We start from the raw sequence: 12,454 nt of genomic DNA on the forward strand, positions 1-12,454 counted from the left end.
TAAGGCACCACACCATGACGGCATCCGAGCAGACGAAGACAGCCATCGTTTTCCCGGGCATGGGACCCTCCGGCTTCTCCGAGGTGGGCAGGTTCCTCACGCTCGACCCGTTCGCCCGGAAGCGGCTCGCCGAGGCCGACGAGGCGCTGGGCTACTCGGTCTTCGACCGGCTCCGCGATTCCGAGGACGACTACTCCGAGGCCACCCAGATCGCCTTCCTGGTGAACTCGATGGCCTCGGCGGACCGGGCGGAGCAGGAGCACGGTCTGGTCCCCGACCTGTGCGTGGGCCCCAGCTTCGGGCAGAAGGCGGCCGCGGCCTACGTCAGCTCGCTGCCGTTCCCCGAGGTGGTGCGGCTCACCGCGGAGCTGGCCCGCTGTGAGCACGCGTACTTCGCCGAGGAGTACCAGGACGCGGTCACCCACACCTTCGTCCGCACTCCGCGGGAGAAGCTGTCGGAGATCCTGGCCGAGCTCGGCGAGCGCGGTGAGTGGTACGACTACTCCGGCTATCTCGACGACGGCTTCTTCATGGTGTCGCTGCGCGAGCCGGAGCTGGAGTGGTTCAAGAAGGCGATCAGCCAGGCCGGCGGCTACTCCATGTACACCATGGTCCCGGCGGTGCACGCGCCCGCGTTCGCGGAGCTGCGGCGCCGGGCCGCCGAGGAGATCCTGCCCAAGTACGACATCCTCGACCCGAAGCTGCCCGTGGTCACCGACCAGGACGGCACCGTCGTGACCACGGCCGACGAGCTGCGCACGATGCTGCTGGACACCTTCGACCTGCCGATCCACTGGCCCAAGGTGGTGGACACGCTGAAGGGCGCCGGGGTGTCGAAGATGTACATCACCGGACCGGACAACCTCTTCCACCGACTGGACCGCACCAAGTCCAACTTCGAGGTGGTGACGGTGGGCCCGGGCAAGCGCTCGCGGCCCCCTCGTAAGCGCTGATGACGGCGTAACACGAGCGGCAATCCCGCGGGATCCGGTGACCCGGCGGTCACCGGATGACGTCATCCGGTGACGTCACCGGATGACGGACGTGGTGGTCAGGCGTGCGGCCGGATGGCCGACAGGACGAGGTCGATCGCGCTGTCCGCCATGGTCCGCAGTGTCCGGGACGTGCCCTGGTCCCGGACCCAGCGGAAGATCACCCCTATGTAGACGTCGCTGAGGGCGCGCGCGGCCTCGGCGACGTCTACCCCCGGATCGACCTGTCCGCGTTCCTGGCCGTCTCTGAGCAGAGGTGTCAGGTCGGCCAGAAGCTGTGATTCGTAACGGATGGGGCCGATCGCCGCGGTCCAGCCCAGCATCATCTGCCTACTCAGCTCCGGCTCCGCCTCCACCATCCGGCTGATCAGCCGGAAGTAGGCGCGGATCCGTTCCGGCACCACTTCCTCCGTGGACTCGGTGATCACCTCCACGGCGCGGTCCGCCATCCGCCGAGTCCACAGCATCGGGATGTCGCCCTTGCTGGGGAAGTGGTTGAACGCGGTGCGGCGCGAGGTGCCTGCCCGCTCGGCGATGTCCGCCATCGTGGTGTCCTCGTAGCCACGCTCCACGAACAAGGCCGCCGCGGCCTCGTAGAGGAGGTCGCTGGTAGCCGGAGCGCGTCGGTCCGCTGCGCCCTGTTCGGTTGCGGTCACCGTCGCCCCCGCCCCTTCCCGATGCTTGACACCATCTGCACCCGAGTGCAAGCCTCCCTCTTACAGCCCTTCTGCACTCGAGTGCAACGACTCGTCGCAAGGGAGTGACATGTCCAACATAACGTCCTCCATGCGGCCAAGCGACCTTGACCTCTACCAGCCGGAAGCGCTGCTCGACTTTGGACTTAAGGAGCCGTCATGGTCAGCAAGATCCCGCCCGCCGAGCGCGAGGCCCTGCTCGCCGAACCCATCATCGGTGTGCTGAGCGTGGCCGCCGAACCCGGCCGCGCGCCGCTCACCACCCCGATCTGGCACCGCTACACCCCCGGTGGCGAGGTCACCGTGGAGACCCCGCCGAATTCCCGCAAGGCGAAGCTGATCGAGGCCGCCGGCCGGTTCGCGCTGTGCGTGCAGGACCCGGCCACCACCCGGTACGTGACCGCCGAGGGCCCGGTCACCGGCATCCGCCCGGTCACCGAAGAGGAACGGCTGGCGAGGGCGCGGCACTACCTGCCGGAGGAAGCCGCGATCGCGTACGTCAAGGCCACCCCGCACCAGAGCGCCAACGTCGTCGTCACCATGCGCCCGGAACGCTGGAACACCGCCGACTTCAGCGATCTGACCGACGAACTGTCCTGATACGCGACGACGGCCCCCGGTCCGGGGGCCGTTCGCTTCGGTGGCTGGTTGCCGGAGGGGTCAGGTGGTGGGGAACTCCCCGCGCCTGACGGCGGAGACGAACGACGACCAGGCCGTCGGCTCGAACATGAGCGCCGGGCCGTGCGGATCCTTGCTGTCACGGACGGGGACCACGCCGCGCGAGGCGACGAGGTTGGCGGCGACCTCTATACAGGCGCCGCCGTTGTCACTGTACGAGGACGTGAACCAACGGGGGGATTCGGTCGTCATGGGGCGCCCTTCCGCAACTGGCTGATCATGGCTACAGACTGAGCCTGAGAAGGCGCTTCGGCCTGTAGCTGATGGTAGGTCGTCAGTACGGGCACCACTGAGCTGCTGTCCCGTTCGAAGTGGCCCCGCTGGGCGGACTCCGCGTAGGACATGAGCGAACGGTCCGGCATCGTCAGGATGTAGAGCGGCAGATTGCCGCCCCCGGCGACTTCGGGCCACCCTCACGGGAGCCGAAACACTCGACCTGGCCAACTCCACACCCGAAGAACTGACCTACCATCTCGGCGCGGTGAAGCGGAGCCTGCGCAGCCTGCTCCAACTCCTTGCCCCCGTAGCGGGAGGGGAGGACCGCTGATGGCCGACAACCAGCCCGACCGGGACGAACGGCCGAAGATGACGATGCGCGTCTACACCATGGCGCACAACGGGATCGTCACCACCCGACGCGCGATGGTGACCGTCCTCGACGGGAAGCAGAGCGACACATACTCATTGGGGCAGGCGTGGCCACCGTGCCAGTGTCCCCGCCATCGCGACCACAACAACCCCGACCGCTTGATGCGGCTCTGAGACTCTTTGATCCGCTCAGCCCGGAGACTGGGCAGCGAGCCCCCATCACAGAAGATGAACGGGTGCCGACGGCCCGCTGTCGGTCAGACGCGGGTGAGGAAGCTGGTGGCGCGTTCATCCAGGTCGGCGGCGCATCGCAGCCCGCGACTACGGTAGGGGGCGAGGTTGCGGCGTATGTTCCGTACCGCCTTACGGGTGCGGGCGGAGGCCACGCCGTCCATGCGGTCCATCGCCCGGCTCCAGGTGGTGCATGCCTCTTCGACGCTGCCCTGCTTGAGCTGGGACTCGGCGGCGGCGACCAGATCCAGGGCGACGATGCGGGCGTAGGTACCGGCTGGGCGGGAGGCGGCGGCGTGGGCGTAGTACTGGCTGGCACGCCGGTGATCGCCGAGGTCTTCGAGGACCTTGGCGGTGTGGGAGACGACGGTCGCCTCCGGCGGGCCCCAGGCCAGGGCCCAGAACGGGACCTGGTCGCCGCGGCCTGTGTCCAGGGCGGTGCGGGCGGCTTCGATCTCGGCGACGGCCTGGCGGCGTTGACCGGTCTTGGCCAAGGCGTGGGCGTGGGTGACGTGGAACAGCGCCCGGGCGGGGGCCGGGACCTGGTCGTGGGCACGGGCGAGGCCGCTCGCGGCTAGATCGAGGCAGTGTTCGGGGCGGTGCAGTTTCATGCCCTGCTGAGACATGGTGCGCATCACGAACCCGTCCTGGCCGGGTTCGCCGGACTCCAACGCCAGGGCGAAGGACTGCATGTAGTACCGCTGCGCCAGGCCCTGCTCTCCGGAGTCGTATGCCTTCCAGCCCGCCAGGTGGGCGGCGGAGGAGGCGACGGAGAGCATCTGGCGGCGCAGGTCGTCGTTGTGGAAGCGGGCCTGGCACAGTGGCGCGATGTCGGTGATGAGGTACTGCACGAACGCGGCCCGTCCGTGCTGGCCGCCGCGGCGTTTGTCCATCTCGGCGAACAGCCCCACCATGTCACGCACCGCGCTGACCTCCGCGGCGCCGATGACGGCTCCGCCGCGGGCGGCGGCGGTACGTTCGGCCATCTCCTTGACGTAGCCCAGCGGCAGCACGGTGGCGGCCATGGAGTAGGCGGAGGCAGTCAGGAACCGGCGTCGGTGCACGTCAGCCTCTCCGATCGTCATGAGTACCTCGACCGGGTCCGTGCCGAGGGCTAAGGGCGGCCAAGGCCACATCCCACGGGTAGGCATCTACGTTGCCCTGCTTGGGGATGTGCGGAGTGAATCCGTCTCCCCCAAGAAGAACGGTGACGCCATTGGCCCGTAGGAAGTCAACGCTGCGCCCCAGGGCCGGATGTCCTGCCTGTGCCTGGTTGAGATACGGCAGGGCGACCACTGGAAGTTGCAGCCCGATGGCTTCCGTGACGAGTCCGAGCGCGAGCGTGTCAGCAATGCCCTGCGCCCATTTGTTGATCGTGTTGAAGGTGGCCGGGGCCACGAGAAGAGCGTCAGGTGGCGGGAATACGTCCGCCTGCTGCGGCAGTTTGTACGCCTTGCGCACCGGGTGCCCGGTCAGTTCGGCCAATTCCGGCAGTTCCTCATCAAGCCACCGAGCGGCCGATGGGGTGAGTACCAGGCACACATCCCACCCCGCTGCCTGCGCCTTCTCGATACCGGTTCTGATGCGTTGAGCAGGCGGAGCAGCGCAGGCGATCAGGTAGAGCACACGGGAATCCGTCATGCGGGAAGTCCACAACGGCCGGCGAGCCCCCGCAAGCGTCCTTCGGCCGAACCGGCACCGAGTAGACGCGGGTCAGAGCGTCGTCGGATGCGGGCGGCGCGGCAGCGTGCCGATACGACGACGGCCCCCGGTCCGGGGGCCGATCGCTTCGGTGGCTGGTTGCCGACTGAGTCAGGTGGTGGGGAGCTCCCCGCGCCTGACGGCGGAGACGAACGACGACCAGGCGGTCGGCTCGAACATGAGCGCCGGGCCGTGCGGGTCCTTGCTGTCCCGGACGGGGACCACGCCGCGCGAGGCGACGAGGTTGGCCGCGACCTCTATGCAGGCGCCGCCGTTATCGCTGTACGAGGACGTGAACCAACGGGGGGATTCGGTCGTCATGGGGTGCCCTTCCGCAACTGACTGATCATGGCTACAGACTGAGCCTGAGAAGGCGCTTCGGCCTGTAGCTGATGGTAGGCCGTCAGGATGGGCACCACTGAGCTGCTGTCCCGTTCGAAGTGGCCCCGCTGGGCGGACTCCGCGTAGGACATGAGCGAACGGTCCGGCATCGTCAGGATGTACAGCGGCAGATTGAACGGCCGACGCGTCCCCATGTCGAACGGGGCGACCTGGAGCACGGTGTTCGGCAGCTCGGCGAACTCGGCCAGCCGGGCGAACTGGGCGTCCATGACGGCGGGCTCGCCGATGGGCCGACGGAGACAGCTTTCGTCCAGCACCACGAAGACCAGCGGCGGGCGCGTCCGGACGAGCGCGGCCTGCCGCTCCGCGACGAGCGCCACCCGCTCCTGCGCCTGCTCGGCGGTGATCGCCCCTCGCTTGACGGCGCTCTCCGCCAGGGCTGTCGCGTACTCCGGTGTCTGGAGCAGACCGGGGATGACGCCCACTTCGTACAGCCGGATCTCCGCTGCCCGGCCCTCGTGCCCCACGTACTCGGGGAAGCCCTCCAACAGGCTGCCGTGACGGATCTCGCGCCACTGGCTCTCGAACGAATCCGCCGTCCCCTCGGTCCCGAAGGCGCGGTCTGTACTGCGTACGAACCGAAGAGTTGGAGGCTTCCGAGCAGTTTCGATGGCCGAAATATGCACGCTGGAATATTCCGTCCGCTCCGCCAGGTCTTCCTGTGTCCAGCCACGGCCTTCACGCAAGCTGCGCAGGCGTGCCCCGAAGGCAGCCAGCGGACTGCTGTCCGGGTGCAACTCCTTGCGGTTCACCTGGCCTTCACCATCCTTCTGTCCCCGCCTGACCAGTTGAATGATTCCCCGCTGAGGGTCACGCTGAACCCCCTTGGTAGTCACACCACTACGGAGGGGAGTGGACGGTGGCCATGGCTCGACCCCGGCTGGCTTCGTCAGGCACCGGCCGGGCCTGGCCCCACAGAAACAGGCCACAGGCAAGACCCCCGCGACCGTCCGACCGGCCCGGGGGCATGACCCTCAACCGCTTGGAGGTTGATGAGTATGGCCCACGCTATCGCGTGGATCTTCGAAGCGCTGCTGCGGCTGCTGTTGCCGTCGTCCGGTCGTCACCGTGACGCCGATGCTGCCGACGGCCGCCCTGCCGTGCGGCGCCGGGACGCGCCGACGCCACGCCCGGTGCTGGTGTCCGGCGTGCCCGCTGGGGCCGCGTCGGCGGCGCACGGGGACACCTCCGCCCTCCAGTTCCGGGTGATCTCCGGTCCGCCGGACGGCCACGAGGCGGGCATGGTCCGGCCCTACGCCATCGCGCACGAACAGCGGGGCAAGAGCCGTCCACGGGTGGAGTTGCTGTGTGCGCCGCACGGGATGGTGGTGATCCGGTGACCGCTGGCGGGCGGGCCACTCCCGTCCTCTCCCCCGGGTGCGCTCTGTGCGCCAAGCCCGGCGACTTCGGGCCTCACCTCCCCACCGAGCCGCGTTCGGGCCTGTGCCCCGCGTGCGTCGTGGCCGGAAAGCCCACCCGCGACGGCCTGGAACAGGCCGTCGTGATCGTCGCCGGACAGACCCTCACGGGAGCCGAAACCCTCGACCTGGCCGATGCCACGCCCGAAGAACTGGCCTACCACCTCGGCGCGGTGAAACGGAGCCTGCGCAGCCTGCTCCAGCTCCTCGCCCCCGTGCCGGGAGGGGAGGACCGCTGATGGCCGACAACCGGCCTGACCGGGACGAACGGCCGAAGATGACGATGCGCGTCTACACCGTGGCGCACAACGGCATCGTCACCACCCGGCGTGCGATGGTGACCGTCCTCGACGGGCAGAAGGGCGACGCCTACTCATTGGGACAAGCGTGGCCGCCATGCCAGTGCCCCCGCCATCGCGACCACAACAACCCCGGCCGATTCAGGCTCCTCTGAACACGACGACGGCCTGTTGGCACCCCTGTAGGGTGGCAACAGGCCGTCCGTCCGTCAGGACAGCCAGTCCGCCACGGCCCGGGCCGTCGTCGCGGCGTGTTCCTCCATCATCGTGAAGTGGTTGCCCGGCACATCGAGCGCGGTGTGCGGGAGCTGCCAGTACGACCGCCAGTCGCCGTCGCGGGACCAGTCGAAGAGCCGGTCGCCGGCCCGGACCAGCAGGGTCGGCGTCTTGACCTCCTTGGGCCGCCACTCCCCGAACAGCCGGAAGTACGCGCCCATGGCCAGCAGCCGGGTGTCGTCCACCGGCACCTGGCCCGCGCTCCGCTCGTCCATCCCGGCGCTCAGATCGGGCTGGAGGGCGACGGCCGCGTCCCGGTCGTGGGAGTAGATGTCGAGCAGGACGACCGCGTCCGGGAAGACCCCGGTGCTCTCCAGCCGCGCGGCCACCTCATGGGCGAGCAGCCCGCCCGAGGAGTGGCCCAGCAGCACGAACGGCGCCCCGTCGGTCTCCCGCAGCACCGCCTCGGCCTGTGCCTCGACCACCGCCTCCGGGGTGGCCGGAAGCCGCTCCCCGGCGACGAAACCGGGGTTGCCCAGCGCGAGGACGTCCCGGTGGCCGCGGAATCCGGCGGCGAACCGGGCGTACTGGTGCGGGCCGCCGATCGACAGGATCGACGAGAAGCACACCAGCGCCGGTCCGTTCTCCCCGCGCGACAGCCGCACCGGTGCGAGTGGCCTGTCCAGCTCGGCGGCGCGTCCGAACGAGGGCCGGAAGCGCGAGAGATCCATCAGCAGCCTGGTGAACTCCTCCTGCCGGCCGGACTGTCCGGCCTCCCGCATCATCGCGCCGAACACGGCCGACGGCTCCGCGCCCGCCGCCTCGTCGCGCGCCGCGTCCGGCACCGCGCCGCCCTCGGCGGCCACCGCACCGGCCAGTCGCGCGAGCAGCTGCCGGGCGACCAGCTCGGGCGTCGGGTGGTCGAACAGCAGCGTCGGGGGCAGCCGCAGCCCGCTCGCGGCGCCCAGCCGGTTGCGCAGCTCGACGGCGGTCAGCGAGTCGAAGCCCTGCTCCAGGAAGCCGCGGGTGGCCCCCACCGCCTCCGCGTCCGCGAAGCCGAGGACCGCCGCGGCCTGGCCGCGGACCAGGTCCAGCACGGCCTTCTCGCGCTCCGCCTCGGCCAGCCCGGCCAGCCGCCGCGCCAGCGAGGGGCCGCCGGTGTCGGCCGCCCCGGCGGAGACCGTACGGCGCCGGGCCGGGGCCCGGACCAGCCCGCGGAAGACGGCGGGCAGCGCGCCCTCGGCGGCCTGCTCGCGCAGCGGCGCGATGTCCAGGTGCAGCGGTACGAGCACCGCCTCACCGCCCACCGAGCACGCCGTGTCGAACAGCTCCAGACCGTCCCGCGAGGACAGCGGCGCCATCCCGGAGCGCTCCATACGGGCCACGTCCGCGTCCGCCATGCCGCCGGTCATCGCGCTGCGCTGCTCCCACAGACCCCAGGCCAGCGAGAGCGCGGGCAGCCCGGCGGAGCGGCGGTGTGCGGCGAAGGCGTCCAGGAAGGTGTTGGCGGCCGCGTAGTTGGCCTGGCCCGGCGCGCCGAAGGTACCGGCGGCGGACGAGAACACCACGAACGCCTTCAGGCCCAGGTCCAGGGTCAGCTCGTGCAGATTGAGCGCCGCGTCCACCTTCGGCCGGAAGACCGTGTCGATCCGCTCCGGGGTGAGCGCGGGCAGCAGCCCGTCGTCCAGCACCCCGGCGGTGTGGACGACGGCGGCGAGCGGATGGGCCGGGTCCACCTCGGCCAGCAGCATCGACAGCGCCTCGCGGTCGGCCACGTCGCAGGCCGCGACGCTCACCCGGGCGCCCAGCGCGGTCAGTTCGTCCACCAGCTCGGGCATCCCCTGGGCACGCTGGCCGCGGCGGCTGTTGAGCAGCAGATGCCGCACACCGCGCTCGGCCACCAGATGGCGGGCGAGCTGTCCGCCGAGGACACCGGTGGCGCCGGTGATCAGGACCGTGCCGTCCGGGTCGAACTCCGGCAGCCCCTCCGGCGACCGGTCCTCCTCCTGAACGGCGACCTCCTGAACGGCGACCCGGGCCAGCCGGGGCGCGTGGAGGACGCCCGCGCGGACGGCGAGCTGCGGCTCACCGCCGGCCGCGGCCGCCATGAGCGCGTCCGCCGAGGCACCCTCGCCGTCCAGGTCGAGCAGCAGGAAGCGGTCCGGGTTCTCGGTCTGCGCGGTGCGGATCAGCCCCCATACGGGCGCGTGCGGCAGGTCGAACACCTCGGCGTCCGGGGACGTGGCGACCGCCCTGCGGGTGACGAACGCCAGCCGCGCCCCGGCGAGGCGATCCTCCGCGAGCCACGACCGCGCGGTGTCCAGCGCCGCGTGAGTGGCCAGCCGCGCGCCCTCCGCCAGATGGCCGCCACCGCCACCGGCGGGGCCGGAGAGCGGGAGCAGGACGACATCCGGCCGGGGGCTGCCCGAGGCCACCACGGCCGCGAGCTCGGTCAGATCGGAGTAGACGGCGCACTCGGCGCCGATGGACTCCAGCGCGTCCACGAGCCCGAAGGGGTCCCGGCCGCTCGCGGCGGCCTGCTCGCCGACCAGGGCCCAGCGGACGGCCGCGGGGGCCGCCGAGGGCGATGGCACCGGCGCCCACTCCAGCCGGAACAGCGAGTCGTGGTAGGTCACCTGGGCCGCGCGCAGCTGCTCCGGGGCGATGCGCCGCAGCACCAGGGAGTCCACCGACGCGACCGCGCCGCCGTGCGCGTCCGCGACGGTCAGCGCCACCGCCTCAGGTCCGGCCGGGGCGATCCGTACGCGCAGCGCCGTGGCGCCCGCCGCGTGGAGGGTGACCCCGCTCCAGGAGAACGGCAGCCGGATGCCCTCGGCACCGGCGCCCAGGAAGTCACCGAGCGCGACCCCGTGCAGCGCGGCGTCCAGCAGCGCCGGGTGCAGCCCGAACAGCGCGGCGTCGCGGTGCTGCCGCTGGTCCAGGCGCAGTTCGGCGAAGACCTCCTCGCCGCGCCGCCAGGCGGCGGCGAGCCCCTGGAACGCCGGGCCGTAGCCGAAGCCGCCCGCCGCGAACCGCTCGTAGAGGTCGTCCACGTCGAGGGCGACGGCCCCCGCGGGCGGCCATACGGACAGGTCCGCCCCGCTGTCGGCGGCGTCGCCGGAGGCCAGTACGCCACTGGCGTGGCGGCTCCAGGGCTCGTCCGAGGCGTCGCCCCGGTCCGCGTCCGGCTCCGGGCGGGAGTAGACCTCCAGCTCCCGGCGGCCGCTCGCGTCGGGCGCGCCCACGGTCAGCCGCAGCTGGATCCCGCCCCGGGCGGGCAGGATCAGCGGCTCCTCCAGGGTCAGCTCCTCCAGCAGATCGCAGCCGACCTGGTCACCGGCGCGGATCGCCAGTTCCACGAAGGCCGTTCCCGGCAGCAGCACGGTGCCGGACACGGCGTGGTCGGCGAGCCAGGGGTGGGTCTGGAGGGAGAGCCGCCCGGTGAGCAGGAAGCCGTCGGAGTCGGGCAGTTCGACGGCGGCGCCCAGCAGCGGGTGCCCGGCGGCGCCGAGACCTGCGGAGGCGACATCGCCCACCGAGAGCGGCACATCGATCCAGTAGCGCTCGTGCTGGAAGGCGTACGTGGGCAGCTCGACGCGGGCCGCGCCCGTCCCCTCGTACACCGCCGCCCAGTCCACGGCCACGCCCCGCGTCCACGCCTCGCCCAGCGAGGTGTAGAAGCGGTCAAGGCCACCCTCGTCACGGCGCAGCGACCCGATCGCGGCGGCCTCCCGGCCCGCGTCCTCGGCCGTCTCCTGCACACCCATCGTCAGGACGGGGTGGGCGCTGGACTCGATGAACGCCCCGAAGCCCTCGTCCAGCAGGCGGCCAATCGCGCCCTCCAGCTCGACGGTGCGACGGAGGTTGGTGAACCAGTACTCGGCGCCCAGCTCGGGGCCCTCGACCCACTCCCCCGTCACGGTGGACAGAAACGGCACCTGGGCGTTCTTCGGCTGTACGGGCGCCAGCAGCTCCAGCAGTTCCTCGCGGAGGAGTTCCACCTGGGCGGAGTGCGAGGCGTAGTCCACCGGAACCCGGCGCGCCCGCACCTCATCGGCCTCGCAGGACGCCAGGAGTTCGTCCAGTGCCTCGGGCTCGCCCGAGACCACCGCTGAGGAGGGGCCGTTGACGGCCGCCACCGAGATCCGCTCCTCGCCCCAGGGGGCAATGCGCTCCCGTACCTCCGCCACCGGAAGCGCCACCGACACCATGCCGCCCTTGCCCGCCAGCACCCGGCCGATCGCCTGGCTGCGCAGCGCCACCACACGGGCCGCGTCCTGGAGCGACAGGATTCCGGCCACGCACGCGGCGGCGATCTCGCCCTGGGAGTGGCCGACCACGGCGGACGGGACGACGCCCAGCGAGCGCCACAGCTCGGCCAGCGACACCATCACCGCGAACAGCACCGGCTGGACGACGTCCACCCGCTCCAGCGACGGCGCGCCCTCCGCGCCCCGCAACACCTCCACCAGCGACCAGTCGGTGAACTCCGCGAGCGCGGCGGCGCATTCGTGGATACGGGCCGCGAAGACGGGCGAGGCGTCCATCAGCCCCACCGCCATACCGGCCCACTGCGACCCCTGCCCCGGGAACACGAACGCCGTCTTGCCGGCCGTCCCGGTGCCCTGGACCAGCTGGGCCGCCGCCTCGCCCCGGGCGAGTGCCGTCAGGGCGCGGGTGAAGTCCTCGCGGTCCGTGCCGACGAGCACCGCGCGCTGGTCGTGGACGGCGCGGGTGGTGGCCAGGGAGTAGCCGACGTCGGCCGGGCGCGGGCCGCCCGGGTGGGCGTCGAGGTGGGCCAGCAGCCGCTCGGCCTGGGCGCTCAGCGCCGCCTCGCTCTTGCCGGAGAGGATCCACGGCAGCGGACCCGGCTCGGGTGCGGTGGCGTCGGCGGCCGTGGGCCGCTCGGCCGGGGCCTGCTCGATGATGGTGTGCGCGTTGGTGCCGCTGATGCCGAACGAGGACACCGCGGCCCGGCGCGGACGGCCGGTCTCCGGCCATGCCGTCTGCTCGGTGAGCAGCGACACCGCGCCCGCCGTCCAGTCCACGTGCGGGGACGGCTCGTCCACGTGCAGGGTCCTGGGCAGCACGCCGTGCTCGATGGCCTTGACCATCTTGATGATCCCGGCGACACCGGCGGCGGCCTGGGTGTGGCCGAAGTTGGACTTCACCGAGCCGAGCCAGAGCGGCTGGTCGTCGGTGTGCTCCTGGCCGTAGGTGGCGAGCAGCGCCTG

General features: G+C 71.5%; 13 protein-coding genes and 1 pseudogene. 6 read left to right on the forward strand and 8 right to left on the reverse strand.

Annotated elements, in window-relative coordinates; translation table 11 throughout:
- Nucleotides 1–14: 14 nt before the first annotated feature.
- Nucleotides 15–953: an ACP S-malonyltransferase gene (locus IEJ02_RS37910; protein ID WP_191068941.1), complete on the forward strand. Its 939-nt coding sequence runs from the start codon at nt 15–17 to the stop codon at nt 951–953.
- Nucleotides 954–1,051: 98 nt separating this feature from the next.
- On the opposite strand, the gene IEJ02_RS37915 is transcribed toward IEJ02_RS37910, so the two are convergent.
- Complete coding sequence (locus IEJ02_RS37915) at nt 1,052–1,648, reverse strand: TetR/AcrR family transcriptional regulator (protein WP_191068942.1); 597 nt, start codon at nt 1,646–1,648, stop codon at nt 1,052–1,054.
- A 198-nt stretch (nt 1,649–1,846) separates the two neighbouring features.
- Here IEJ02_RS37915 and IEJ02_RS37920 point away from each other — a divergent pair, with 198 nt between their 5' ends.
- Nucleotides 1,847–2,287, forward strand: a complete 441-nt coding sequence (locus IEJ02_RS37920; RefSeq protein WP_191068943.1) for a pyridoxamine 5'-phosphate oxidase family protein — start codon at nt 1,847–1,849, stop codon at nt 2,285–2,287.
- Nucleotides 2,288–2,347: 60 nt separating this feature from the next.
- Here the strand turns inward: IEJ02_RS37920 and IEJ02_RS37925 are convergent, their stop codons facing one another.
- Together IEJ02_RS37925 and IEJ02_RS49310 are read right to left on the reverse strand one after the other, a co-directional pair.
- The gene (locus tag IEJ02_RS37925) at nt 2,348–2,557 is read right to left on the reverse strand and encodes a DUF397 domain-containing protein (RefSeq protein ID WP_191068944.1); all 210 of its coding nucleotides are present in this window, start codon (nt 2,555–2,557) and stop codon (nt 2,348–2,350) included.
- Nucleotides 2,554–2,751: pseudogene (locus IEJ02_RS49310) on the reverse strand (hypothetical protein); the annotation flags it as partial. The gene IEJ02_RS37925 and the pseudogene IEJ02_RS49310, both read right to left, overlap by 4 nt.
- 160 nt (nt 2,752–2,911) lie before the next feature.
- On the opposite strand from IEJ02_RS49310, the gene IEJ02_RS37930 reads away from it, so the two are divergent.
- Nucleotides 2,912–3,127 (forward strand): hypothetical protein, encoded by a 216-nt coding sequence (locus IEJ02_RS37930; protein WP_191068945.1) that lies wholly within the window; start codon nt 2,912–2,914, stop codon nt 3,125–3,127.
- Between the two features lie 83 nt (nt 3,128–3,210).
- On the opposite strand, the gene IEJ02_RS37935 is transcribed toward IEJ02_RS37930, so the two are convergent.
- The 4 genes from IEJ02_RS37935 to IEJ02_RS37950 form a co-directional block, all read right to left on the reverse strand.
- Entirely contained in the window at nt 3,211–4,269 is a 1,059-nt protein-coding gene (locus tag IEJ02_RS37935; protein ID WP_223865123.1) for an NsdA family TPR-like regulatory protein, read from the reverse strand.
- Nucleotides 4,250–4,825: a flavoprotein gene (locus IEJ02_RS37940; RefSeq protein ID WP_191068946.1), complete on the reverse strand. Its 576-nt coding sequence runs from the start codon at nt 4,823–4,825 to the stop codon at nt 4,250–4,252. The genes IEJ02_RS37935 and IEJ02_RS37940 overlap by 20 nt, the downstream gene beginning before the upstream one ends.
- Nucleotides 4,826–4,996: 171 nt before the next feature.
- Nucleotides 4,997–5,206 (reverse strand): DUF397 domain-containing protein, encoded by a 210-nt coding sequence (locus tag IEJ02_RS37945; RefSeq protein WP_191068947.1) that lies wholly within the window; start codon nt 5,204–5,206, stop codon nt 4,997–4,999.
- Nucleotides 5,203–6,039, reverse strand: a complete 837-nt coding sequence (locus IEJ02_RS37950) for a helix-turn-helix domain-containing protein (protein ID WP_191068958.1) — start codon at nt 6,037–6,039, stop codon at nt 5,203–5,205. Before IEJ02_RS37950 ends, IEJ02_RS37945 begins: the two co-directional genes overlap by 4 nt.
- A gap of 246 nt (nt 6,040–6,285) precedes the next feature.
- On the opposite strand from IEJ02_RS37950, the gene IEJ02_RS37955 reads away from it, so the two are divergent.
- The 3 genes from IEJ02_RS37955 to IEJ02_RS37965 are packed head-to-tail and all read left to right on the forward strand — an operon-like array spanning nt 6,286 to nt 7,159.
- Nucleotides 6,286–6,627: a hypothetical protein gene (locus IEJ02_RS37955; protein ID WP_191068948.1), complete on the forward strand. Its 342-nt coding sequence runs from the start codon at nt 6,286–6,288 to the stop codon at nt 6,625–6,627.
- Nucleotides 6,624–6,944, forward strand: a complete 321-nt coding sequence (locus IEJ02_RS37960) for a hypothetical protein (RefSeq protein ID WP_191068959.1) — start codon at nt 6,624–6,626, stop codon at nt 6,942–6,944. Before IEJ02_RS37955 ends, IEJ02_RS37960 begins: the two co-directional genes overlap by 4 nt.
- A complete protein-coding gene (locus IEJ02_RS37965) occupies nt 6,944–7,159 on the forward strand; it encodes a hypothetical protein (RefSeq protein ID WP_191068949.1) in 216 nt (71 codons plus the stop codon). The genes IEJ02_RS37960 and IEJ02_RS37965 overlap by 1 nt, the downstream gene beginning before the upstream one ends.
- Before the next feature lie 54 nt (nt 7,160–7,213).
- On the opposite strand, the gene IEJ02_RS37970 is transcribed toward IEJ02_RS37965, so the two are convergent.
- Nucleotides 7,214–12,454, reverse strand: a 5,241-nt coding sequence (locus tag IEJ02_RS37970; protein WP_191068950.1) for a type I polyketide synthase, incomplete at its 5' end; no start/stop codon positions are given.

The organism is Streptomyces sp. 5-10 (genome assembly GCF_014712245.1).
GTDB lineage: Bacteria > Actinomycetota > Actinomycetes > Streptomycetales > Streptomycetaceae > Streptomyces > Streptomyces violaceusniger.